Genomic DNA, 24,450 nt, shown 5'->3' on the forward strand with positions numbered 1-24,450 from the left:
CCCGTTTCGCTATCGAGCCCGGCCCTGTCCGTGCTTCGCTGGTATCCGCACAGCGTGCCTTCCTCCAGAGAGACGGCCGCCTCCAGGCGTGGCGGCCAGGCGGGAGCAGACCGAATCCATGGTGGACGAGCCCAACTCCACACCGCGCCCGGCGGCCACCGCCGCCGAGCCCGCGGCCGCGCCGGGTGACCAGCCGTCAGGCGTGGTCGCCCTGGTGCGGCTCGCCCTCGTGCTGGTCGACCGGTCGGGCCGGATCGCCCAGTGGAGCCGGGCCGCCGAGGAGCTCTTCGGGCACCGCGCCGAGGTCGTCCGCGACCGCCCGGCCACCGGGCTGCTGCCCGCCGTCGAGCCGCGCGGCGTCCCCGGGCCCGCCGGCACCGCCCGCCGCCGCTGCGACGCACTGGACACCCTCGCCGCGCTGACCGCCGACGGCGGCCCGTGGGCCGGGCGGATGCCGGTCGTCGACCGCGAGGAGCACCTGCGCGACGTGCTCTGGTGGGCCTACCGGCCGGCCGGCCCGGGCGGCGGCCTGCTGGCCCTGGCCGCCGACGCCCGCCCGCTGCGCTCGGCCGGCCCGCGGCTGGCCCTCGGCGAGCGCCTGCTGCCGTTCGCCGCCGCGCCCGCCGCCCGCGGCGGCTTCCACCGCCTCTCCGCCGCGCTCGCCCCGCCCGGCCGCCCGGTGCCCGAACCGCTCGCCCGGATGCTGCCGGCCGGCCCCGCCGACCACCGGGAGCAGCTGCTCGACGAACTGGGCCGGGCCGGGCTCCCCGCCCTGCGGCTCGACCCGGTCACCGTGCTGCCCGTGCTGCCCGCCGACCCGCCGGCCGGAACCGCGCACGCGGCCGCCGGAATCGGCCGCCGCTACCCGACCGCCCAGCAGCGCGCCGCCCGGCTCGGCCCACCGCCGCCGCCCGAACAGGGCGCTCCCGGTCGGCGCCCGCCCGGCCCGCTGCCCGCCCAGCGCGAGACCGCCGAGCGGCCCGCCCGACCCGCCGGCGCCGTCGGCGGCGCGCCCGCCGCGGCCCCGTCCGTCCCGGCCCCGCCCAGAGGAGGCGCCACCATCGAGCAGGCCGCCGTCGAGTCGTCCGCCAACGGCCACCAGGCCCGTCGGGGCGACCAGGCCCCACCCGCAACCGTCCCCGCCCCCTCCGGTGCGGACGGCGGCGCTCCGCCCGGCGGGCGGCTCGGCCCGTTCCTCACCAACGGCCAGGCCGGTGAGCAGCTGGCGCTGCTGAACGAGGTCGGCGGCAAGGTCGGCACCACCCTGGACCTCGGCTTCACCGCGCACGAGCTCTGCCAGGTGCTCGTCCCCCGGGTCGCCGACTTCGCCTGCGTCGACCTGGTGGACGGCCTGATCTCCGACTCCGAGCTGCCCGAGGCCCGGCCGGACGACGACACGATGCTGCGCCGGGTCGCCCTGGTCTTCAACGAGTCCGCCGGCCAGTGGGACCACGTCCTCACCGAGGGCTCGCTGGTCGCGATGCCCCGCCACACCCCGCCCGGCATGGCCCTCCAGCTGAACCAGCCGGTCCTGGTCCCGGTGGTCAGCCGGGACGTCGCGGTCGACTACGCCGTCGCGCTCGGCGGCGCCCGGCTCGCCTCGGTGGTCTCCGGCCGCTCGATGCTGGTGGTGCCGCTCTCCGCCCGGGGCACCGTGCTCGGCATCCTCAAGCTGCTCCGGCTGCCCGACCGCGCCCCCTTCGACGAGGGCGACGCCGCCACCCTCAAGGAGCTGGCCGCCCGCGCCGCGCTCTCGCTGGACAACGCCCGGCTGCACCGCGCCGAGTCCAAGGTCGCCACCACCCTGCAACGGTCGATGATCCCGACCCGCCCGCCGCAGATCCCCGGCGTGCAGATCGCCCACCGCTACCTGCCGGGCGACTCCAAGGCTGAGGTCGGCGGGGACTGGTTCGACGCGATCCAGCTCCCCGGCAGCCGGGTCGCCCTGGTCGTCGGCGACGTGATGGGCCACGGCCTGCACTCCGCCGCCGCGATGGGACGCTTCCGCACCGCCATGCAGACCCTCGCCGCCCTCGACCTGCCGCCCGGCCAGCTGCTCCGCCATCTGGACAACCTGGCCCACAAGCTCGGCGACGACCATCTCGCGACCTGTCTGTACGCGGTCTACGACCCGATCAACCGGACGTGCGAGCTGGCCAGCGCCGGCCACGTCCCCCCGGTGCTGGTGCACCCGGACGGCCGCGGCGAGCTGCTGGAGATCCCGGCCGGCGCGCCGATCGGCGTCGGCGGGGTGCCGTTCGTCGCCAAGACCATCGAGGTCACCGACGGCTCGATGCTGGTGCTCTGCACCGACGGCCTGGTCGAGGTCCGGGGCGGGGACATAGGAGCCGGGCTGGCCGCGCTCTGCGGCAACCTGATCGACCCTCAGCAGAGCCCCGAGCAGGCCTGCGACGTGGTGCTGGAGCGGCTGCACTCGGACGACCGCAAGGACGACGTCGCCCTGCTGGTGGCCCGCTTCGACGGGGTCGCACCGACCGAGGTGGCCACCTGGGACCTCACCGTGGACCACCGCGAGGTCCGCCGGGCCCGCGCGCTCGTGCGCGAGCAGCTGGCCGGCTGGCACCTGGAGGCGCTCGCCGACACCACCGAGCTGCTGGTCAGCGAGCTGGTGACGAACGCCGTCCGGGTCGCCCGGGACCGCGTCCAGCTCCAGCTGATCCGGGTGGACAAGCTGCTGGTCGAGGTCAGCGACGACAACCACAACCTGCCGTCGCTGGAGCCGGCCGAGCAGCTCGGCGAGACCGGCCGCGGTCTGACCCTGGTCACCAAGCTGGCCGAGCGCTGGGGTACGGCCCGCAAGGCCGTCGGCAAGGTGGTCTGGTTCGAGCTGCCGCTGCCGCCGGCACCGCCGGGCGGCTGATCGCCGTCACCGGGTGCGGGCTCCGGCCCGCACCCGGGGGTACCGGGCGCCGTCGCGTGAGTCACCGCTCCGGGCCGGAGGGTGGGCCCGGAGGTCGGGCCGGCTCTCACCACCGGATCCGGGCGCCCCCGAGGCGTGCGGGCGGGTTACGGCAGGGCCGCGCCCGCGGGCGTCCGCCGCCGGGCCTCCGCCGCCACTTCGATCGACGCCGCCGCGGCCACGGAGGTCGCCGCCCCCACGCCGGCCAGGACCCGCGGCCAGAAGTCCCCGAAGACCTCCACGGAGACGGCGATCAGCAGCGCGGTGATCACTGCGACGACGTGCTCCAGGCCCGCCAGGTTCGGCAGGATGACCGCCTCGCCGACCATCAGCGCCGTCACCAGCCCGGCCGTGAACCACGCCCGGCAGCGGAACGCGATGCAGATCGCCAGAGCCACCACGGCCGCCGAGGGGCCGGTGTCGCGGACGTACGCCACCCACTTCGGGAAGCCGAACATGTGGTGCGGCCCGATCGCCACGCCCACCCGGGCGAAGAGCGTCCCGGCCAGGGTGCAGGTGTAGGCCACCACCAGGGTCAGCCGCCGCCCGAGCACGATCTCGGCGATGCCGAAGACCACGAAGACCTGGGCCAGCGCTCCCCAGACCGGGAGGTCCAGCGCCGGCACGTACAGCGAGAGCGGCGTGCGCAGCAGCGAGACGTCCAGCGGCAGTGCCGCCTTCACCACCCCGATGTGGGTGACGAACCGCTCGCCGCCCGGCAGGTGCTGCACGACGCTGAACAGCAGGATCAGGGCGGTCGCCGAGGTGGCGAGCGGAACGGCGGCGAGTTTCTTCGCCATCAGCCGTTCACGGACCACCCCGAACAACGTTCCCCACTCGGCGACAGCGGCCGCACCGGCAATAGCCAGCGGCCCCTTCCGCACGCCCCCCGCGTGGGTCCTGTGAATCACAGCCGTCTCTCCAAATCCCCGAAGCCATCCCCGAAGCCGGAACGCCTTCCCGACCACTCCAACATTAGAAGCCGATTAATGAATCCACATCGGCATAAATGTTGATCGCCGTCATCCTCTGGGGGGAGACATAACCCCGAAGCACCCCCATTCGGACGACGGTCCCCTCCGCCCCCCGGCGGAGGGACTACCCCTTCCCATCCCGCGCCGCCACCGGCACCCGGGGAGCCGCGGTCACGGCTCCGGAGTGTCGACGACGGAACAGGGCGGGCAGGCTCGGTGCGGTGATGAAGCCCTCGGCCCGCGCGCTGGCGATACCGATCCGCGGAATCTCGCTGCTCTTCTCGAACAGCAGGTAGCGCGGCTCCCAGATCGGCCGGTACTTGGCGTTGGCCCGGTACAGCGATTCGATCTGCCACCAGCGCGAGAAGAAGCCCAGGACCGAGCGCCAGAGCCGGAGGACCGGCCCCGCACCGAGCCGTGAACCACGCTCGAAAACGGAACGGAACATCGCGAAGTTCAACGACACCCGGGCCAGTCCGACCTCGTCCGCCCGCTGGAGAAGTTCGATCACCATGAACTCCATCAGGCCGTTCTCGGTGTCCCGGGCCCGGCGCATCAGATCCAGCGACAGTCCGTCCGCCCCCCACGGCACGAAGCTCAGCAGCGCCTTCAGCTCGCCGTCCCCGTCGTGGCACTCCAGCATCACGCAGCGCCCGTCGCCCGGGTCGCCGAGCCGGCCGAGCGCCATCGAGAAGCCGCGCTCGGTCGCCCCGTCGCGCCACTGGTCGGCCTTGGCCACCAGGTCGGCCATCTCCGACTCGGGAATGGACTCGTGGCGGCGGATCCGCACGGTGTAGCCGGCCCGCTTGACCCGGTTGTAGGCCTGGCGCACCACCCGCATCGCCCGGCCGTCCAGCGAGAACTCGTCCAGCTCGACGATCGCCTCGTCGCCCAGCTCCAGCGCGTCCAGCCCGTGCCGGGCGTAGATCACCCCGGCCTCCTCGGAGGCGCCCATCACGGCCGGCGCCCAGGCGTGCTCGCGGGCCTCGGCCAGCCACGCGTCGATCGCGCCGGGCCAGGCCTCCGGGTCCCCGATCGGGTCGCCCGAGGCGAGCGAGACACCGCCGACCACCCGGTACGTCACGGCCGCCTTGCCGCTGGGGGAGAAGACCACGGCCTTGTCCCGGCGCAGCGCGAAGTAGCCCAGCGAGTCCCGCTCGCCCTGCTTGTCCAGCAGCGCGCGCAGCTTCGCCTCGTCCTCCTCGGTCAGCAGCTCCTTGTCCCTGGGGCTGCGGAACGCCACGTAGAGCACCAGGAGGAACAGCGCACCGCCCATGAAGTTGATGACGGCGTCCACCCAGGTCGGCGAGTCGATCACCGAACGCAGGTGCTGGGTCGGCGTGATGGTGATCATCCGGCCGACCGAGTAACGGAAGAGGTCCCAGAAGCCGGCGCCCGTGAGGCCGTTGTTCAGCCAGACCAGCAGCGCCCCGACCAGGCCGCCGAAGACCAGGCCGCCGACGAAGGTCGCGGCCGCCGTCTTCGGGTTGGAACGGTCGCCCTTGGAGGTGAACTCCTTCCGCCCGACCAGCAGCGCCAGCACGAACAGGCAGGTCAGCATGGTGGAGATGTAGTTCAGCGCGTGGTGGTTGAACCGCTCGCCCGGGAGCACCATGGCGACCAGGTAGAGCACCGCGAAGAGCCCGGCCAGCGCCATGTTGAAGATCCACGCGGCCCGCTTGCGCCGCCGCATCGCGACCGCCAGGAACGCCGACAGCACCGCGCTGCTCAGGCCGGCCGTCATCAGGTACGGGGTGAAGTACTCGCCCTCGTTGTGCTCGGTCACCTGGTCCTTGAACGGCACCAGCAGCACCGTCACCAGGTTCAGCAGAGCCAGCAGCCGCAGGTACCAGACGGTGGCCGCGGCGGCCCGCGGCCGCCAGCGCTCACTCAGGGCGGCGGACCTGGGCTCTGCGGACGGCTCCGGCTTCACAGTGGACGACACAGCTCAATTCCAAACGATCAGATGGTGGGGCGCATCCGCACACGGCCCGGCGCCGGGCGCCCGCACGGGCCCGACGGACTGACCGGCGGCCCGGGAACCGCGGCCGTGGAACCGCAAAGGGGCAGCCAACTCCATGGTTCCCCACCCAAGGTGAGAATTGCGTGAACCCGGTTGCCGATTCCGACCCCCGCCGAACGGCGGGGGTCCGCCCGCCGCGCGTTTCGGCACCCCGGGCCGTCACGCCCTAGTCTCGAACTGCTCAGGGAGACTGCACCGAACGGACCGGCCCGCCCGGCCGCCCGAACCGAGGAGGGACCATCACCACCACCCGCGTGCTGATCGTGGACGACGAGATCCTGGTCCGCTCCGGCCTCGGCCTCATCGTCGGTTCCGCGCCCGATCTGGAGGTGGTCGGCGACTGCTCCGGCAGCCAGGCCGAGCAGTGCGTCCAGCGCCTGCGACCGCACGTGGTGCTGCTCGACATCCGGATGCCCGACCTGGACGGCATCTCGGTGCTGCGCCGGCTGCGCGCCCTGCCCGAGCCGCCGGCCGTGGCGATGCTCACCACCTTCGACAGCGACGAGTACATCGGTACCGCGCTGCGCGCCGGCGCGGCCGGGTTCCTCCTCAAGGACACCGCCCCGGACCAGCTCGTCCACGCCGTCCGGGTGCTCGCGGCCGGCGGCAACATCCTCTCCCCGACCGTGACCCGCACCGTGATCGGCGGCTACGTGGACGGCGGCGGCCCGGACGCCGAGGCCGCCACGCTGGCCCGTACCCTCACCGGCCGCGAGCTCGACGTGCTGGCACTGCTCGGCGAGGGCCTGTCCAACGCCGAGATCGCCGACCGCCTCTTCCTCGGCACCGGCACCGTGAAGGACCACATAAGCGCGATCCTCGGCAAGCTCGGCGCCGCCAACCGGGTCCAGGCCGCCGTCATCGCCCACCGGGCCGGTCTGGTCCGGCCCAAGCCCGGCGACGGGGCATGACCGCCGAGCCGGCCCCCGCCAGACGCACCCCGGCCTGGTTCACCGCACCCTGGCTGATGCTGCTGCTGCCCACGCTCTACTCCCTGGTGGACGCCGCGCTGGTGGCCCGGGACACGCCCTGGTGGCAGGTGACGCTCTCCACGCTCGCCGCCGTCGTCCTGCTCTGGCGCCGGCGCTTCCCCGTCACCGTGCTGCTGCTGACCATGCCCGGCAGCTACGTCGACGACATCTGGCTCGCCCCGATCACCGCCGTCTACACGGTGGCCGCCGAGCGCTCCAGCCCGCGCGTGGTGGTGCCGTGCGCGACCCTCTTCGCCCTGGTCGAGTTCTTCCACTGGCCGATCTCCGAGCAGAGCTTCGCCCTCAGCCGGGACACCGCGCTGTACGCCATCCAGTCGGTGATGCTGGCCGCCGGCCCGGCCGCCACCGGCATGCTCGCGCGGACCAGGCGGGAGCTGGCGGCCCGGCTGGACGAGCTGACCCGGGGCCAGGAGCGGGAGAGCCGGCTGCTCGCCGAGCGGGTGCTGATCAGCGAGCGCGGCCGCCTCGCCCGGGAGATGCACGACGTGGTCTCCCACCAGGTCAGCCTGATCAGCATCCAGGCCGGCGCACTCCAGGTCAGCACCGCCGACCCGGCCGCCGCGGCCACCGCCCGGACCATCCGGGAGCTCTCCGTGCGCACCCTCGACGAGCTGCGCCAGATGGTCGGGGTGCTGCGCGCCGCCGGCACGCGCGGGGACGCCCCGCTGGCCCCGCAGCCCCGGCTGGCCGACCTGACCCGCCTGATCGAGGAGAGCGGCCTGGCCGCCGAGGCCGAGCTGTTCCCCGGTGACCGACCGTGGCCGGAGGCGGTCGAACGGGCCGCCTACCGCACCGTGCAGGAGGCGCTCACCAACATCACCAAGTACGCCCCGGACGCCGCCGTGCACGTGAAGGTCCGGGCCCGCGGCCACCGGCTGCGGGTGGAGGTCCGCAACGACGCCCCGCCGGTCCGGCCCGCCGAGACCCTGCCCGGCGGCGGCCACGGCCTGGTCGGCCTGCGCGAGCGCGCCCAGCTGCTCGGCGGCACCCTGTCGGCCGGCCCGACCGCCAACGGCGGCTTCGAGGTCCGCGCCGACCTCCCCGCCTCCCGCGGCTGAAGCCACCCGCCACCGGGGGCCGCCCGGTGGCGGCCCGATCGGAGCCGCCCGGGTGGGACTCTCCGGGGAACGAGAAAGCCCCGCAGATCCGAAGATCTGCGGGGCTTCGCTGTGCGCGAGGGGGGAGTTGAACCCCCACGCCCTTTCGGGCACTGGAACCTGAATCCAGCGCGTCTGCCTATTCCGCCACCCGCGCATGGGTGTTTGTCGTGGTTGCCAGCCGATCAGCCGACCCGCTCGGTACCATGTGGCCTTCGCGGTTCTTCGATCCGGCTCCCTTGCGGGCGCCCCTTCCGACGTGGAAAACAGTAGCACGACCTGCGGGTCACCTCCGAATCCGTTTCCCGGGGCGGCCGAGCGCATCCGAACGGATGCCCGGCGAACAGGCGGGCGAGGGATGGCAGCCCCCTCCGGCGGGTAGCCCTGGCATGCTGCCGCCGGGATGCGTCACCCTGTGTGTCCGAGCCCACCTGCGGTCACCACTCGGTCGGGGAACCGTACGGATGGCCCCGGCGTGGATACGATCAGTACGGAAGTACCGCAAGTAGGCGTCACCGGCTCTCCCCCGGGATCCGGTCGGCAGGCAGGCGAACGAACCCTGGAAGGGGGTGCCCCATGGGAGTGCTGAAGAAGTTCGAGCAGCGACTTGAGGGTCTCGTCAACGGCACCTTCGCCAAGGTGTTCAAGTCCGAGGTCCAGCCCGTGGAGATCGCCGGCGCTCTGCAGCGTGAGTGCGACAACAACGCGAGCATCTGGAACCGCGACCGCACGGTCGTGCCCAACGACTTCATCGTCGAGCTGAGCCCGCACGACTTCGAGCGCCTGAGCCCCTACTCCGGCCAGCTGGGCACCGAGCTCGCCGGAATGGTCCGCGAGTACGCGGAGGCCCAGCGGTACTCCTTCATGGGCCCGCTCCAGGTGAACCTGGAGAAGGCCGACGACCTGGACACCGGCCTGTACCGGGTGCGCAGCCGCACGCTGGCCTCCGAGGAGCCGCAGCAGCAGGCCCCGGCGCAGCCCGCCCCGGGGGGCTACGGCCGCCCGCCGGCCGCCCCGGCCCCCGGCGCACCGTGGCAGCAGCAGGGCGCCGCCCAGTACGGTGCGCCCCCGCCGCCGGCCGCGCCCCCCGCCATGCCCCCGGGCCAGCCTGCTCCCGCCGGCGGCAACGTCCGCCCGTTCCCCGGCGCCGGCCACGGCACCTCGGTCCGCCGCTGGATCGAGGTGAACGGCGCCCGCCACCAGATCACCGGGAACGCCTGCGTGCTCGGCCGCTCCACCGAGGCCGACGTGCGGATCGACGACCCCGGGGTCTCCCGCAAGCACGCCGAGATCCGTCCCGGAACGCCCTCGATGGTGCTCGACCTGGGGTCCACCAACGGCATCGTGGTGGACGGACAGCACACCCAGCGCGCTACGCTCCGCGACGGCTCTCGAATCGTCGTGGGCTCCACCACCATCGTCTACCGACAGGTCGAAGGGTAGTGTCCGATTTGTTCGCTCGCTTCGCTCACTCACGGGCGGGCCGGCCATGTCAGAACTGACCCTCACGGTCATGCGGCTGGGCTTCCTCGCCGTACTGTGGCTGTTCGTCATCGTCGCGGTCCAGGTGATCCGCAGTGACCTGTTCGGGACGCGGGTGAACCCCCGTTCCTCCCGCCGTGGCGGCGCCGCCGCGGCGGCCGCTGCGCCGGCCCCCGCGCCCGGGCGCGCCCCACAGGGCCCGTCCGGCGCCCCCGCTGTCCAGCAGACCCAGGGCGGCGGGCGCCGCCGCGGTGCCCCGACCCAGCTGGTCGTGGTGGCGGGCTCGCTGGCCGGCACGACCGTTGCGCTGCAGGGCCAGACCATCACGCTGGGCCGCGCGCACGACTCCACCATCGTGCTGGACGACGACTACGCGTCCTCCCGGCATGCCAGGATCTATCCGGATCAGACTGGGCAGTGGACGGTCGAGGATCTAGGCTCCACCAACGGCACCTATCTGGACCGGCAGCGCCTGACGGCGCCGACGCCGCTCCAGCCGGGCATGCCGATCCGTATCGGCAGGACCGTCATCGAACTGCGGAAGTAGTAGCGCATGAGGGACAGCATCCCGTCCATGACCCAGAGGGGGGCTCAGGTCGCATGACCCTGGTGCTGCGCTTCGCCGCCGGCTCCCACAAGGGGCTGATCCGGGAGGGTAACGAGGACTCCGGCTATGCCGGGCCACGGCTGCTGGCCGTGGCCGACGGCATGGGCGGCGCCGCGGCCGGCGAGGTCGCGTCCTCCGAGGTGCTCGGCTCGATCGTCCGGTTGGACGAGGACGTGCCCGGCGCCGACCTGCTGACCCTGCTCGGCGAAGCCGTCCAGGGTGCCAACGACCGCCTCCGGCAGATGGTCGAGGAGGACCCGCAGCTGGAGGGCATGGGCTGCACCCTCACCGCGATGCTCTGGACCGGGCAGCGGATGGGCCTGGTGCACGTCGGCGACTCGCGCGCCTACCTGCTGCGGGACGGCTCGCTGGTGCAGATCACCCAGGACCACACCTGGGTGCAGCGGCTGGTCGACGAGGGCCGGATCACACCCGAGGAGGCCGAGACCCACCCGCAGCGCTCGCTGCTGATGCGGGCGCTGGACGGCCGCGGCCAGGTCGAGCCCGACCTGTCGATCCGCGAGGTCCGGGCCGGCGACCGCTACCTGATCTGCTCCGACGGCCTCTCGGGCCCGGTCAGCCACCAGACCCTCCAGGACACCCTCGGGAGCTTCTACTCCCCCGAGCAGACCGTGCAGGAGCTGATCCAGCTCGCGCTGCGCGGCGGCGGTCCGGACAACATCACCTGCATCGTGGCGGACGTCATCGACGTCGGCGCCACGGACACCCTGAGCGGCCAGTTCAACGACGTCCCGGTGGTCGTCGGCGCGGTCGCCGAGACCCCGCCGTCCTCGGCCGCCGCCGACCAGTCGATCCGGGACACCCCGGCCGGCCGGGCGGCCGGCCTCGGGCGCTCCCCGCAGGGCGCCTTCGGTCCCGCCGAGGGCTACGACGCCGGCTACGGCGCCGCCCCGGCCGGCTTCGGCCCGGCCGAGGGCTACGACGCGGGCGAGCCGCCGGTCTACGGCACCGAGGAGTTCGACGAGGAGCAGCCGAAGCGCAAGGGCAAGGCGCTCAAGCTCTCGCTGGTCGCGCTGGTCACCCTGGGCCTGCTCGGCGGCGCCGGCTTCTTCGGCTACCAGTGGACCCAGGACCAGTACTACGTCGGCGCGGACGGTGACCACGTCGCCGTCTACCAGGGCCTCAACCAGAGCCTGGCCGGCCTGAGCCTGTCCTCGGTGCACACCTCTTACAAGGACGTCGAACTCAAGTACCTGCCGCAGGACCAGCGCACCCTCGTCGCCAACACCATCTCCGCCAGCAGCCTCGGCGACGCCGGCGACAAGGTGAAGAAGCTGAGCGAGCAGGCCGCGTTCTGCCACCGGGTCGTGGAGACCCGGGCCAACGCCGCCAACCAGCCGGCGGGCACCCCCGCCGCCGGGCAGCCGGGCACCGCGCCCGCCGCGGCGGTGTCGCACGTCGGATTCGTGACGGCCACCTCGCCCAGCCCGGCGGCGACCAACCGGGGCCCGGCGGCGGTCGCGCCCAGCGCAGCCCCCACCACCCCGACCCCGACCCAGACCCCGAGTACGGCGGCTCCCAGCCAGAGCGCCGCCGCCCCGGCCACCGGGCCGCAGAACGACCTGCCCGGCTTCAGCGACGAGGAGCGGCAGAAGGCCGACTCCTGCCCGAAGCCGTGACGGCCGCGACCCGACATAGGCCCGCCCGGAGCGGGCCTGCCGGCCGTCAGGGAGCGGCCACGAAGTGAGACAGCGAAGCGAGCGAACCGTCGAAGGGCCTGTGCGGGCGACTGCCCCTGCCGAGCGGAGCGAGGTGGGAGCATGAGTACGTCTGATGTGAGCAACGGCGCGAACAGCCGGGCCGGGAACGTGCCGGCCGACCGCGCCTCCTCCCGGCGCCGGGGCAACACCACCATCTCCCCCCAGGGCACGCCCAACCGGCGCAACACCGAGCTGGCGATGCTGGCCTTCGCGGTGGTGCTGCCGGTCCTGGCGTACGCCAACGTGGGCCTGGCGATGGACGACTCGCTGCCCGCCGGCATGCTCGGCTACGGCCTCGGCATGGGCGCGCTCGCGCTGATCGCGCACCTGCTGATGCGCCGCTTCGCGCCGTACGCGGACCCGCTGATGCTGCCGATCGCCACCCTGCTCAACGGGCTCGGCGTGGTGATGATCTGGCGGCTCGACAAGGCCGGGAAGCTGCTGCACAACAACTACCCCGCGGCCGCCAACCAGCTGATGTGGTCCGGCCTCGGGGTCGCGTTCTTCATCTTCGTGATGATCTTCCTGAAGGACCACCGGGTCCTCCAGCGCTACACCTACATCTCGATGGCGGCGGCCCTGGTGCTGCTCGCGGCGCCGGCCTTCTTCCCGGCCCGCAAGGAGGACTTCGGCGCCAAGATCTGGATCCGGATGGGCGCCTTCTCGATCCAGCCCGGTGAGTTCGCCAAGATCATCCTGACCGTCTTCTTCGCCGGCTACCTGATGGTGAAGCGGGACGCCCTGGCGCTGGCCAGCCGCCGGTTCATGGGCCTCTACCTGCCGCGCGGCCGCGACCTCGGACCGATCATCGTGATCTGGCTGCTCAGCCTGCTGATCCTGATCTTCGAGAACGACCTCGGCTCGTCCTTCCTGTACTTCGGCCTCTTCGTGGTGATGCTCTACGTCGCCACGGAGCGCACCAGCTGGATCGTCTTCGGCCTGCTGATGTCCGTCGGCGGCGCCGTCGCGGTCGCCTCCACCGCCAGCCACGTCAAGGTCCGCATCGACGCCTGGCTCGACCCGATGGCCGCCTTCGGGCCCAAACCGCCACCGGGCTCGACCGAACAGATCGGCCAGTCGCTGATGGCGCTGGGCTCCGGCGGGGTCACCGGCTCCGGCCTCGGCCAGGGTCGCTCCTGGCTGATCGACTTCGCCGCCAAGAGCGACTTCATCCTCGGCTCGTTCGGCGAGGAGCTCGGGCTCACCGGCCTGATGGCGATCTTCATGCTCTACGCCCTGCTGGTCCAGCGCGGCCTGCGCACCGCGGTCGCCGCCCGCGACCCGTTCGGCAAGCTGTTCGCCGTCGGCCTCTCCTCGGCCATGGCGCTCCAGGTCTTCGTGGTGGCCGGCGGCGTCACCGGCCTGATCCCGCTGACTGGTATGACCATGCCGTTCCTCGCCCAGGGCGGGTCCTCGGTGGTCGCCAACTGGGCCCTGGTCGCGATCCTGCTGAAGATCAGCGACAGCGCCCGCCGCCCCGGGGCGGAACCGGCCCCGGCCACCGAGACCCAGGGGGGAACCGCCTCGTGAACAAGCCGATCCGCCGGGTCTCGATCTTCTGCCTCGTCCTGATCCTGGCCCTGATGGTGCGCACCAACTGGGTGCAGGGGGTCCAGGCCGACGCCTGGGCCACCAACAAGAACAACAAGCGCCAGGTCTACGACCGGTACGCCCACCCGCGCGGCAACATCGTCGTCGGCGGGCAGCCGGTCACCCAGTCCGACTTCGTGAACGGCCTGCGCTTCAAGTACAAGCGCTCCTACACGGACGGGCAGCTCTACGCCCCGGTCACCGGTTACACCTCGGCGTTCCAGAACACCGGTCTCGAGGGCCTGGAGGACGACTTCCTCTCCGGCACCGACGACCGGCTGTTCTTCCGCAACACCCTGGACATGCTGACCGGGGAGCAGAAGAAGGGCGGCGACGTCCTCACGACGATCAACGCCAAGGCCCAGAAGGCCGCCTTCGACGGCCTCGCCGGCAAGAAGGGCGCGGTGGCGGCGATCGACCCGCGCACCGGGGCGATCCTGGCGCTGGTCTCCACCCCGTCCTACGACCCCAGCACCTTCGCCGGCTTCGAGTCGTCCGACTCCAAGGCCTACAACGACCTGCTCAACGACCCGAACAAGCCGCTGCTCAACCGCGCGCTGCGCGAGACGTACCCGCCCGGCTCGACGTTCAAGCTGGTCACCGCGGCGGCGGCGTTCGAGAACGGCGTGTTCCAGGGCATCGACGACCAGACCCAGACCCCGAAGCCGTACGTCCTGCCGGGCACCAAGACCGAGCTCAAGAACGAGAGCGACAACGAGCCCTGCGAGAACGCCACGCTCAAGGTCGCCATGGACTGGTCCTGCAACACCGTCTACGGGAAGATCGGCGCCGAGCTCGGCAAGGAGAAGATGCGGGCCCAGGCCGAGAAGTTCGGCTTCAACACCACGGTGGACACCCCGGTCCGCTCCGAGAAGAGCGTCTTCCCGACCGACTCCACCCCGGACGGGGTCGCGCTGGACTCGATCGGCCAGCACGACACCCGGGCCACCCCGCTGCAGATGGCCATGGTCTCCGCCGCGATCGCCAACAACGGCTCGCTGATGCAGCCGTACCTGATCGACCAGGAGCGCTCGGCCTCGCTGACCACCATCTCCAAGCACACCGAGAAGCAGTTCTCCCAGGCGATGAGCCCCGCCACCGCGCAGAAGCTGCAGGACATGATGGTCTCGGTGGTCGAGAACGGCACCGGCAAGAACGCCAGGATCCCGGGCCTGACCGTGGGCGGCAAGACCGGTACCGCGCAGCACGGCGAGGACAACGCCGGCCTGCCGTTCGCCTGGTTCACCTCGTACGCCAAGACCGCCGACGGCCAGTCCGTCGCGGTGGCGGTCGTGGTCGAGGACGGCTCCAACAACCGTGACGGCATCAGCGGCGGCCGGCTGGCCGCACCCATCGCAAAGGCGGTCATGCAGGCCGCCCTCGGCAAGTAGGGGGCGGCGTCACGGGTGAGTGGAATGTCACGATCGGCACCCCCGTCCGGATACCGGTCTGGTATCGGCCGACGGGCGGCTCCGGTCCGGCGCCGTGCGACCGGTAGCGTATCCGCAAGCAGCGGGTGTGCCCGTTGCCGCCCGCGAGGCGTCACAGGGTCCTGATCGCAGAACCACCCGGGGCCGGGCCGGCGTCACTCAGAGCGTGCGGGGACACCTACGTCACAACCTCACCGGCGGGTGAGGGAGAGGGTCGGAACTATGGAAGAGCCTCGTCGCCTAGGCGGCAGGTACGAGCTCGGCGGCGTCCTCGGACGCGGCGGCATGGCCGAGGTGTACCTCGCCCATGACTCCCGGCTCGGCCGTTCCGTCGCAGTGAAGACGCTCCGGGCCGACATGGCCCGCGATCCGTCCTTCCAGGCCCGCTTCCGTCGTGAGGCACAGTCCGCGGCGTCGCTGAACCACCCCGCCATCGTCGCCGTGTACGACACCGGCGAGGACTACATCGACGGCATCTCCATCCCGTACATCGTGATGGAGTACGTCGAGGGGTCCACCCTGCGCGAGCTGCTGCACTCCGGCCGCCGGCTGCTGCCGGAGCGTGCGCTGGAGATGACCATCGGCATCCTCCAGGCCCTGGAGTACTCGCACCGGGCCGGCATCGTGCACCGCGACATCAAGCCCGCCAACGTCATGCTGACCCGGCAGGGCAACGTCAAGGTCATGGACTTCGGCATCGCGCGGGCGATGGGCGACGCCGGGATGACGATGACGCAGACCTCCGCCGTCATCGGCACCGCCCAGTACCTCTCCCCCGAGCAGGCCAAGGGCGAGCAGGTCGACGCCCGCTCCGACCTCTACTCCACCGGCTGCCTGCTGTACGAGCTGCTGACCGTGCGCCCGCCGTTCGTCGGCGACTCGCCGGTCGCGGTGGCGTACCAGCACGTCCGGGAGGAGGCGCAGCCGCCGTCCGTCTTCGACCCCGAGGTGCGCCCCGAGATCGACGCGATCGTGCTGAAGGCGCTCGCCAAGGACCGCGACTACCGGTACCAGAGCGCCGACGAGATGCGCGACGACATCGAGCGCTTCCTCGACGGCCTGCCGGTGGCCGCCGCCCAGCAGGCCGCCGCGTACGGCATGGGCGCCGGCGGGTACGGCTACGACCAGAACGGCTACCCGCAGCAGCACGACCCGTACGGCCAGACCAACGTGCTGCCGCAGCAGCCCGGCGGGCCCACCACGGTGCTGCCGCAGGCCGGCGGCCAGCCCGGTTACGGCCAGCAGCCCGGTTACCCGGACGACGGCTACGGCCAGACCTACGCGGGCGGCCCGGGCGGCGGCAACGACGGCTACGACGACGGCCACCGCGGCGGCCGTCGCGGCGAGGAGCCCCCGAAGAAGAGCAGCACGTCCTGGATCGTGCTGGCGGTCGCCGCCGTGCTGGTCCTGGTCGGCACCTTCTTCGTCGCCCAGGCGATGTTCAACAACAAGAAGGACACCGCCAAGGAGGCGCCCAAGATCGCGGCGCCGAACCTGGTGGGCAAGAGCCTGGCCGAGGCCAGGACCGTGGCCCAGCAGGCCGGTCCCAAGCTGGTGGTGACCGAGGGCGAGAAGATCGCCTGCCCGGACTCCACCATCAAGAAGGACCAGGTCTGCACCCAGACCCCCGCGGCCCCCACCCAGGTCGCCGAGACCGCCACGATCACGGTGCAGCTCTCCTCCGGCCCGGCCAAGGCGAACGTGCCGAGCGTGGTCGGCAAGACGAAGGACCAGGCCACCAAGGCGCTCGCCGACGCCGGCTTCACCAACGTCACCACCGAGTACAAGGACGACGACACCGCTCCCCAGGAGACGGTCACCGCCCAGGACCCGGCGGGCAACGCGCCCGGTGACCCGACCGCCCCGGTCAAGCTCACCGTCTCGCAGGGCAAGACCAAGGTCACCGTCCCCGGCGTGGTCGGCCAGCAGAAGGAGGCCGCGCAGACCGCGCTGGAGAGCGCCGGCTTCCAGGTCGACGCCTCGAAGACCACGCAGACCAACGACCCGACCAAGGTCAACACCGTCGCCTCGCAGTCGGTCCCGCCGAACAGCAAGGCCCCGGCCAACTCGAAGATCGTCCTGACCATCTACAAGGCGCCGGACAAGGCCACCGTCCCGCCGCTGCAGAACGTCCTGGTCAAGGACGCCATCAAGCAGCTGCAGCAGGCCGGGCTGGGCTACACGCTGCTCGGCTCGCAGGACCCGAACGGCATGGTCACGGGTTCCATGCCGGCCGCGGGCACCCAGGTGGATCCGAACACGTCGATCACCCTGGTGGTGAAGCCGCCGGAGCCGACCAAAGGGGGCGACTCCCCCAACCCCTCACCTTCCAACACCAAAGGGGGCGCCCCCTAGCCGCCCGTTCCCCTGGTTCTGAGGCCGGAACCGCCCGAGGGCCCGTCGCAACCGCTGCGACGGGCCCTCGGGCGTCTCCGGCCCTGCGGCGCGGTCAGTGGCGCAGCTCCGGCGGCGGAGTGCGCTCGGCGTCCATGGCATCCGCCCGGACCAGGCTGCCCCAGACCGCCATCCGGTAGCGCGAGGTGTAGACCGGGGTGCAGGTGGTCAGCGTGATGTAGCGGCCCGGGCTCTGGTAGCCGGAGCCCTTGGGGACGGGCGCCACGATGCCGGTGTCGTACTTGGAGGTTTCCGGCAGGGTGTTGTCGACCTTGTAGACGTACCACTTGTCCTTGGTCTCGACCACGATCGCGTCGCCCTTGTGGACGGCGTCCAGGTCGTGGAACTTCGCCCCGTGGCCGTCCCGGTGCGCGGCCAGCGCGAAGTTGCCGGTCTCGTCCCAGGGCATCGCCGCCCGGTACGGCTGCTCGTACACCCCGGCGACGCCCTCGGCCAGGGTGGCGGTGTCGGTGCCCATCCGGATCAGCACCTGGAAGTCCTTGCCCATCGCCGGGACGTGCAGGAAGCCGACCCCGTCACCCGCGCCGTAGGCCGGGCCGGGCGCGGCGGGAGCACCGCTCGCGGCGGGAGCACCGGGGGTGGCCGTCGCCCCGGGGGCGGCCGGGGGAGTGGTGGCCGGGCCGGCCGCCCAGGAGCTGCGCAGCTTGTCGGAGGCCCGGTCCGCCGAAGCGTCGGCCTGCACGTTGGTCCACCAGAGCGAGTACGCGACGAAGAGGCCGAGCACGAGGCCCAGGGTGATCAGCAGCTCGCCGAAGACGCCGAGGGCGGCCAGCGCACGGCTGCGACCCCTGCCGGCCGGCGGGGGCGGGGATGACGGGAAGGCCTCCTCGGCCGCCGGTTGCGCCGTCGCGTCCTGGGTCACTGTGCTTCCCCTCGTACCTGTCCACGGGTGCGGCGGCGGTCCGCCGCACCCCTGCTGCCTCGGGCCCTAGCCGACCGTGAGTCCCGGCGGCTTGCCCTGGCTCCGCGGCCGTTCCTCGATCATCTTGCCAAAGACGATCAGGCGGGCCTTGGAACTGAACTCCGGGGTGCAGGTGGTCAGGGTGATGTACCGACCGGCCTGGCCGTACCCGGAGCCGTTGGGCACCGGCTTGATCACACTCACGTTGGACGGCGGCGTCTCCGGGATGCCGCCGGTGACCTCGTACGTGTAGTACGCGGTCGCGGTCTCCACCACGATCTTGTCGCCCTTGGTGAGCTGGTTGATGTGCCGGAACGGCTCACCGTGGGTGTTGCGGTGCGCGGCCAGCGCGAAGTTGCCGGTCTTGTCGGCCGGCATCCCGGTGCCCGTGTAGTGGCCGACCAGGCCCTTGTCGAGCACCGCCGGCTTGGAGGTGCCCTCGGCGATCGGGAACTTCAGGCCCAGCTTCGGCAGATGGATGATCGCGAAGCCCTTGCCGGGCTCGAAGGTCTCGGGCTTGGCCGGATCCGGCGCCGGCGGCCCGGACGCACCGGGCGCCGGCTGGGCGGCGCCGAACTGCTGCTCCAGCTGGTTGCGGGCGCCGTCGGCGGCCGCGTCCGCCTGCACGTTGGTCCACCAGAGCTGGTAGGAGACGAACAGCAGCATCACCAGGCCGAGCGTGATGCAGAGCTCGCCGACGAACCGGGCGGCCACCACGGCCACCGACTCCTTGGGGCGCGCGGGCCCTCCGGCCGCGGCCCGGCCGCTCGCCCGGCGGCGCCCGCCGCCCGAGCGCACCGACATCCGGCCCTGCGCGGCCCGGCGCCGTTCCGCCCGGCCGCCGACCGGCGGCGCGTCCGCACCGACGGCGGCCGGCAGGAGGCGCAGCTGAAGGGTCTGGTCGGCCAGCCAGGGGTACTCGGGCTGGTCCGGGAGACCGGGGCCCCCGGCACCGCCAGGGCCGTCAGGGGCGCCTGAGCCGCCCTGCCGGGGCCCGTGGGGCTGCCGGGGAGGTTCGGCCTGCTCGTAGACGCCCCAGGCGTCCTCGGCCCCGCCCTGCGCCGGTTGGCCCGGCCGGCCGGGGACGGCCCCGCCCTGCGGGAACTGCTGCGCCTGGTACGGGTCGTACTGGCCGTTCTGGCCACTCCGGCCGTACTGCTCGGTCTGACCGTACTGGCCGCTCTGGCCGCTCTGGCCGTTCTGCGGGCCCTGGCCGTAGCCGTACCGGTCGCCCTCGTGCGGGCCGGACCCCGACTGGTAACGCCCCTCCGGACGCACCGCGGTCACGCGGCTCAGCCCCGGCCGATCACCGGGGCGAGCCCGGCCGAACGGCCGACGGCCAGCGGATCGCCGCACTCGGCCAGCCAGTTGGCGAGCATCCGGTGCCCGCCCTCGGTGAGCACCGACTCCGGGTGGAACTGCACGCCCTCGACCGGCAGCTCGCGGTGGCGCAGCCCCATGATCACGCCGCTCTCGGTCCGGGCGGTGACCACCAGCTCGTCCGGCACGGTGGCGGGCTCGACCGCCAGCGAGTGGTAGCGGGTCGCGGTGAGCGGCGAGGCCAGGCCCTCGAAGACCCCGCCGTCCTCGTGCTCGACCAGCGAGGTCTTGCCGTGCAGCAGCTCGGGCGCCCGGCCGACCACCGCGCCGTACGCGACCGCGATCGACTGCAGACCGAGGCAGACGCCGAAGACCGGCAGCCCGATCGCCGCGCAGTGGTGGACCATCTCGATGCAGACCCCGGCCTCCTCCGGCGCACCGGGCCCGGGGGAGAGCAGCACCCCGTCGAAGCCCGTCGCCCCGTCACGGCGCACCGCGTGCTCGACCGTCACCTCGTCGTTGCGCACCACCTCGCAGGTGGCGCCGAGCTGGTAGAGGTACTGGACCAGGTTGAAGACGAAGCTGTCGTAGTTGTCGACGACCAGGATGCGGGGCGGGGTCGGCTGGGTGGTCATTCGCGCGCTATCTCCGTGGGATGCGGGGGCTGGGAGGAGGAGCAGGGCCGCCGGTCAGCCGGCGGCGCCGTCGCCGCCGTCCACTGTGACGTCACCGAAGGGGAGCAGCGGTTCCGCCCACGGGAAGACGTACGTGAAGAGGAGGTAGACCACCCCCACGACGAGGAGCAGCGAGATGAAGGCCCGGACCAGGGAGTTCCCCGGGAGGTGACGCCAGATCCAGCCGTACATGGTGCTCCCTCGACGTAACAGACTGGGGACAAGAGTAGACCCGTGATCCGCGGCCGCGGGGCGGGCTTCCCACAGTGGCACCGGCCCGTCGCCGCCCGGCCGTTGCCGCCCGCCGCCGGCCCCGCCGGCGACGGCGCGCCCACCGCCGGCCGCCCGCTCCCGGCGGCCCGCCGCGGGCCCGCCCCGCTACTGGCCGGTCGCCGAACGCAGGTCGGCGGTGCCGGAGTAGCCCGGCACGGTGAGGTCGCCGCTCTCCTGGACCTTCCAGCCCAGTCCGTAAGCCTGCACGTACTGCAGGTAGTTGCGGATGGTCGGGTCCGTCTCCACCGCCGTCCGCAGCCCGTCGGTCTTCCCGACCGCCTTGACCACGTAGGGCGGCGAGTAGACCCGTCCTTGCAGCAGCAGGGTGTTGCCGACGCAGCGGACGGCGCTGGTGGAGATCAGCCGCTGGTCCATCACCTGAACGCCCTCCGCGCCGCCGCGCCAGAGCGCGTTGACCACCGCCTGGATGTCCTGCTGGTGGATGACCAGGTCGTTGACGCCGGGCTCGGGCACCCCGGGGATGCGCGCGGTGGCGTTCGGCGGGGCGTCGTTGAGGGTGACGGTCAGGCCGGGCCCCTGCAACGGCTCCAGCGCGGCGCCCTGCCGGAGCGCGTCCTGCCGGGAGGCCTCGGCCGGACTCCCGCCCTGCTGCTCGGTGAGCTCCTGCGAGCGGGCCTGGAGGTCGGCGAGCTGCGCCTGCGACTGCTGGTTCTGCGCGCTGCGCTGGCGTATCACGTCGCTGAGGCTGAGCAGCGAGTTGTCGGTGCGCAGGTCGGTCCCGCGGGCGGTCTGCGCGCTGATGTAGAAGAGCAGCCCGGCGAGCGCGAAAACCGCGCAGGTCAGGGCACGGCCGACAATTCGGGTGCCGGAGGCGCGGGTACGGGCCGGCCGAGGGGGAATCGACAAATTAGTCACCGTACCCTTATCTCCTTCGGACCCGCCGAACCACTACGCTAACGGACGCCGGTGGCACGTGCGGGGGCGGTCCCCATAGCGTTCTCCACAACCGCCACTGCCGGCCGCCCGACCCCCCGGTGAACCCCTGCGCGGTCTCACAGCGCATCGACAGGAGAGCTCCTCGTGCCGAAGTCTCGACTCCGCAAGAAGTCCGATTACACGCCGCCGACCACGGCCGCCGCGGTGAAGATCAGCACGGGCCGCAGCTGGGTAGCCCCCCTGATGCTGGCCCTGTTCCTGGTCGGACTGGTGTGGATCGTCACCTACTACGTGACCAGCGGCAGCTGGCCGGTCGAGAGCTGGCACAACTGGAACATCCTCGTGGGCTTCGGCTTCATCGCGGCGGGGTTCGGCGTCTCCACCCAGTGGAAGTGACGCCGGGGCTCCAGCCCTGAGCGCATTCCGCCGTCCCGGGCGAGTTCCGCCCGGGACGGCGTTGTGGCGCGCCCGGACGCGGTGGTGCGGATCGGCTCCGTGGAGTTAGCCGTCGGTTATCCCGCTTATCGCGCTTATCCACATGGTTATCCACACTGGGGAAAAGTCCCCGCCGCCTGTGGATAACTCGCGCCCGGCGCGCTTTCCACACCCCCGCACGCCATCCCCCGAATGCCGAACAGCCGCAGCGGGACACGCGTAGAACAGGCGCCCACAGGGCAGTAGCCCAACTGGCTGTGCACTACTCCCCACCCGCTGTGGACAAACGTCCGGACGCGTCACCCGCCGTAGCGGGCCATCCCGACCAGGACCATCAGCAGCACCAGGCCCGCCACCGCGACCACCGTCAGCGTCTGGACCGCCCCCCGGCGGTCCCGGGGGGCGTACATCAGCCCGATCGCGGTCAGCGTCCCGGCGACCAGCCCGCCGATGTGCGCGCGCCAGTCGATGCCGGTCACCGAGAAGGTGACGATCAGGTTGAAGACCAGCAGCGCGACCACGGGGCCGAGCGGCGCCCTGACCCGCTTGTACATCACCACGGTGGCGCCGAGCAGGCCGAAGATGGCGCCGGAGGCCCCCAGCGAGTTCATGAAGCCGCCGGCCAGCAGGAAGGCGAAGGCGCTGCCGGCCAGACCCGAGAGCAGGTAGACGCCCAGGAAGCGGAGCCGGCCGAGCGCCATCTCCAACGTCGGGCCGATCACCCACAGCATCACCATGTTGGTGGCGATGTGCCAGGGCTCGATGTGGAGGAAGGTCGCGGTCAGCAGCCGGTACCACTGGTCCGGCCCGGCCGCGACGCCGTACGGGAAGCCGGTGATCTGCGGGCCCACGCTGAACAGCGAGAGGTCCTCGGACAGCCACGGCTTGAGCACGTAGGCCGCGAGGACGAAGACCACCAGGTTGATCCCGACCAGGGCCTTGGTGACCAGCGCACCGTCCGCGGTCAGCTGCCCGCCGAACCGGGTCGTCGCCTGCCGCACCTCCCGCTTGGCGCCGTGGACGCACTCCGGGCAGTGGAAGCCCACCGAGGCGTTCACCATGCACTGCGGGCAGATCGGCCGGCCGCACCGGGAACAGCCGATCCCGGTCTCCTGCTCGGGGTGCCGGTAGCAGCGCGCCGGGCCGGCCCCGCCCTCGGGCCCCGGGGTCCGGTCCGTCGGCGGCCTGGGCTCGTCCGGGAGCATCAGCGGTTTCCCCTTCTCGCACGCCTGCTACACGATCCCGGCGACGCCCCGCCGAACGGGGTACCACCGGGATCGCCAGCGTACTGCGGCGCGCTCGGCCGCGGGCGGTCCCCGGCGCCTCCCCTCTCGTCCGCTCCCCGCCTCCCCGCTCGCCGTCTCCCCCGCACCGTCCACGGCCCTCGTACGGTCCGCTCCGGTGCCCGCCCCCTCCGCCCTGTCTCCCCCGCCTCCCCCGCCTCCCCGGCCTCCTCCGCTCCGCCCGCCCCGCGTACGGCCCATCCCGGAATGCTCAGGGACAAATCAGCATGCATGATCAGCATTCAGGTGGATATGTGCATAAAGGACGCCACCCAGGAGGAGAGACTCGTGACCCGTTTGGACTCAGCTCGTGAGACGGCCGGCAAGACCCGGGACACCCTCGCGCCCTACGCCGCCACCGCCAAGGAAACCGCGGTGAGCCTCGCGGACGGCGCCAAGCAGCGCCTGGGGCCCGCCCTGGACTCGATCGGGCCGAAGGCCGCCCACGCCGCCCACCATGCCCGCGTCCAGTACGACAAGCGCATCGCCTCGCAGCTCGGCCACGCCTTCGCGAGCCTGCCGCCCGAGGCCCAGCAGAACGCGCTCAAGGCCCTGCACCGCGCCCAGGAGGCCGCGCTGGCCGCCCGGCTCTCCGCGGCCCACGCGGCCGACCACGCCCGGACCACCGTCGGCCCGAGGGTCGCCCACGTGGTCGACGGGGCCCGCGCCACCGTCGTCCCGGTCGCGCAGGAGGCCCACACCCGCGGCGCCGCCGCGCTGACCGCCCTGCACGGCCACGTCACGTCCGCCGAGATCAGCGACCTGGCCGCCCGGAACCTCAAGAAGGAGCACCGCAACGGCTGGGCCACCGGCCTGGCGGTGGCCGGCGCCGTCGCGATCGGCAGCGGCATCGTGGCCTGGCAGTGGTGGCGCCACCACAGCAACCCCGAGTGGCTGGTCGAGCCACCGGCCACCGGCTCCGCCGCCGCGCCCCAGCACTCCGGCGCCCACGCCGCCAGCAGTGCCGGCAGCAACGCCGCCGGCGGGGCGGACACCCTGGTGAACGGCTCCACGGCCGGGCCGGCCTCCGGCGGCACCTCCGACGCCGCCACGGCCCGTGACGAGGCCGGCACCGGCGCCCCCAAGCCCGGCCCGACGCCCGGCAAGCCCGGCCCCGGCGACGACCACCCGAAGCCGCACGACCCGCGCAAGCCGCACTGACCGGCGGCCCTGACCGCCCGCCCCGCAAACGCCGATCGGCCGCTGACCCGGATTCAGGTCAGCGGCCGATCGGCTTTTCCACTGTGGAGCTTAGGAGACTCGAACTCCTGACATCTGCCTTGCAAAGGCAGCGCTCTACCAACTGAGCTAAAGCCCCTCGACGGCACTGTGCGCACCGCCGGGCACTAGCGTACCGGGTTCCGGCGCGAATCCCACGCCCTCCCCGGCACCTCATGCCCGAACGGTGCCGGGAAG

General features: G+C 72.6%; 19 protein-coding genes and 2 tRNA genes. 11 read left to right on the forward strand and 10 right to left on the reverse strand.

Going from position 1 to position 24,450, the window contains the following annotated elements:
• Positions 1-118 precede the first annotated feature (118 nt).
• Positions 119-2,881 carry an ATP-binding SpoIIE family protein phosphatase gene (locus ACZ5WK_RS21930; RefSeq protein ID WP_465549145.1) on the forward strand — a complete coding sequence of 921 codons (2,763 nt, stop codon included), beginning with the start codon at positions 119-121 and terminating at the stop codon, positions 2,879-2,881.
• Positions 2,882-3,027: 146 nt separating this feature from the next.
• Here the strand turns inward: ACZ5WK_RS21930 and ACZ5WK_RS21935 are convergent, their stop codons facing one another.
• Both ACZ5WK_RS21935 and ACZ5WK_RS21940 read right to left on the reverse strand, forming a co-directional pair.
• Positions 3,028-3,720, reverse strand: coding sequence for a hypothetical protein (locus ACZ5WK_RS21935; protein ID WP_465549147.1), 693 nt, complete (start codon positions 3,718-3,720; stop codon positions 3,028-3,030).
• 298 nt (positions 3,721-4,018) lie between these two features.
• Entirely contained in the window at positions 4,019-5,839 is a 1,821-nt protein-coding gene (locus ACZ5WK_RS21940; RefSeq protein WP_465549149.1) for a phosphatidylglycerol lysyltransferase domain-containing protein, read from the reverse strand.
• Between the two features lie 338 nt (positions 5,840-6,177).
• Between ACZ5WK_RS21940 and ACZ5WK_RS21945 the strand changes: the two genes are divergently transcribed.
• Together ACZ5WK_RS21945 and ACZ5WK_RS21950 are read left to right on the forward strand one after the other, a co-directional pair.
• Positions 6,178-6,828 carry a response regulator gene (locus tag ACZ5WK_RS21945; RefSeq protein ID WP_465549209.1) on the forward strand — a complete coding sequence of 217 codons (651 nt, stop codon included), beginning with the start codon at positions 6,178-6,180 and terminating at the stop codon, positions 6,826-6,828.
• Positions 6,825-7,967 carry a sensor histidine kinase gene (locus tag ACZ5WK_RS21950; protein WP_465549151.1) on the forward strand — a complete coding sequence of 381 codons (1,143 nt, stop codon included), beginning with the start codon at positions 6,825-6,827 and terminating at the stop codon, positions 7,965-7,967. The genes ACZ5WK_RS21945 and ACZ5WK_RS21950 overlap by 4 nt, the downstream gene beginning before the upstream one ends.
• Positions 7,968-8,079: 112 nt before the next feature.
• Here the strand turns inward: ACZ5WK_RS21950 and ACZ5WK_RS21955 are convergent.
• A tRNA-Leu gene (locus ACZ5WK_RS21955) sits at positions 8,080-8,163 on the reverse strand.
• Between the two features lie 419 nt (positions 8,164-8,582).
• On the opposite strand from ACZ5WK_RS21955, the gene ACZ5WK_RS21960 reads away from it, so the two are divergent.
• The 6 genes from ACZ5WK_RS21960 to pknB all read left to right on the forward strand — a co-directional run bounded on the left by ACZ5WK_RS21960 (position 8,583) and on the right by pknB (position 17,191).
• Positions 8,583-9,449, forward strand: a complete 867-nt coding sequence (locus ACZ5WK_RS21960; protein ID WP_465549153.1) for an FhaA domain-containing protein — start codon at positions 8,583-8,585, stop codon at positions 9,447-9,449.
• Positions 9,450-9,495: 46 nt separating this feature from the next.
• Positions 9,496-10,035, forward strand: coding sequence for an FHA domain-containing protein FhaB/FipA (locus ACZ5WK_RS21965; protein WP_396322966.1), 540 nt, complete (start codon positions 9,496-9,498; stop codon positions 10,033-10,035).
• 53 nt (positions 10,036-10,088) lie between these two features.
• Positions 10,089-11,735 (forward strand): PP2C family protein-serine/threonine phosphatase, encoded by a 1,647-nt coding sequence (locus tag ACZ5WK_RS21970; protein ID WP_465549156.1) that lies wholly within the window; start codon positions 10,089-10,091, stop codon positions 11,733-11,735.
• Between the two features lie 141 nt (positions 11,736-11,876).
• On the forward strand, positions 11,877-13,346 hold the full coding sequence (locus ACZ5WK_RS21975; protein ID WP_396322968.1) for an FtsW/RodA/SpoVE family cell cycle protein: 1,470 nt from the start codon (positions 11,877-11,879) through the stop codon (positions 13,344-13,346).
• The gene (locus ACZ5WK_RS21980; RefSeq protein WP_465549158.1) at positions 13,343-14,797 is read left to right on the forward strand and encodes a peptidoglycan D,D-transpeptidase FtsI family protein; all 1,455 of its coding nucleotides are present in this window, start codon (positions 13,343-13,345) and stop codon (positions 14,795-14,797) included. Before ACZ5WK_RS21975 ends, ACZ5WK_RS21980 begins: the two co-directional genes overlap by 4 nt.
• A gap of 261 nt (positions 14,798-15,058) precedes the next feature.
• Positions 15,059-17,191, forward strand: coding sequence for a Stk1 family PASTA domain-containing Ser/Thr kinase (gene pknB, locus ACZ5WK_RS21985; protein WP_465549160.1), 2,133 nt, complete (start codon positions 15,059-15,061; stop codon positions 17,189-17,191).
• 94 nt (positions 17,192-17,285) lie between these two features.
• On the opposite strand, the gene ACZ5WK_RS21990 is transcribed toward pknB, so the two are convergent.
• The 5 genes from ACZ5WK_RS21990 to ACZ5WK_RS22010 form a co-directional block, all read right to left on the reverse strand.
• A complete protein-coding gene (locus ACZ5WK_RS21990; RefSeq protein ID WP_465549162.1) occupies positions 17,286-18,113 on the reverse strand; it encodes a class E sortase in 828 nt (275 codons plus the stop codon).
• 66 nt (positions 18,114-18,179) lie between these two features.
• Complete coding sequence (locus ACZ5WK_RS21995) at positions 18,180-19,439, reverse strand: class E sortase (RefSeq protein WP_465549164.1); 1,260 nt, start codon at positions 19,437-19,439, stop codon at positions 18,180-18,182.
• 5 nt (positions 19,440-19,444) lie between these two features.
• Positions 19,445-20,107 (reverse strand): aminodeoxychorismate/anthranilate synthase component II, encoded by a 663-nt coding sequence (locus ACZ5WK_RS22000; RefSeq protein ID WP_465549166.1) that lies wholly within the window; start codon positions 20,105-20,107, stop codon positions 19,445-19,447.
• Between the two features lie 54 nt (positions 20,108-20,161).
• Positions 20,162-20,338 (reverse strand): hypothetical protein, encoded by a 177-nt coding sequence (locus ACZ5WK_RS22005; protein WP_396322974.1) that lies wholly within the window; start codon positions 20,336-20,338, stop codon positions 20,162-20,164.
• A 186-nt stretch (positions 20,339-20,524) separates the two neighbouring features.
• Positions 20,525-21,286 carry a DUF881 domain-containing protein gene (locus ACZ5WK_RS22010; RefSeq protein ID WP_465549169.1) on the reverse strand — a complete coding sequence of 254 codons (762 nt, stop codon included), beginning with the start codon at positions 21,284-21,286 and terminating at the stop codon, positions 20,525-20,527.
• Between the two features lie 174 nt (positions 21,287-21,460).
• Here ACZ5WK_RS22010 and crgA point away from each other — a divergent pair, with 174 nt between their 5' ends.
• Positions 21,461-21,712 (forward strand): cell division protein CrgA, encoded by a 252-nt coding sequence (gene crgA, locus ACZ5WK_RS22015; protein WP_209415492.1) that lies wholly within the window; start codon positions 21,461-21,463, stop codon positions 21,710-21,712.
• Between the two features lie 338 nt (positions 21,713-22,050).
• Here crgA and ACZ5WK_RS22020 read toward each other — a convergent pair whose 3' ends face one another.
• Positions 22,051-22,956, reverse strand: a complete 906-nt coding sequence (locus ACZ5WK_RS22020) for a rhomboid family intramembrane serine protease (protein ID WP_465549171.1) — start codon at positions 22,954-22,956, stop codon at positions 22,051-22,053.
• Between the two features lie 366 nt (positions 22,957-23,322).
• Between ACZ5WK_RS22020 and ACZ5WK_RS22025 the strand changes: the two genes are divergently transcribed.
• Complete coding sequence (locus tag ACZ5WK_RS22025) at positions 23,323-24,195, forward strand: DUF5324 family protein (RefSeq protein ID WP_465549173.1); 873 nt, start codon at positions 23,323-23,325, stop codon at positions 24,193-24,195.
• 84 nt (positions 24,196-24,279) lie between these two features.
• On the opposite strand, the gene ACZ5WK_RS22030 is transcribed toward ACZ5WK_RS22025, so the two are convergent.
• Positions 24,280-24,352, reverse strand: a tRNA-Ala gene (locus tag ACZ5WK_RS22030).
• Positions 24,353-24,450: the final 98 nt, after the last annotated feature.

The organism is Kitasatospora sp. NPDC032757 (assembly GCF_055579305.1).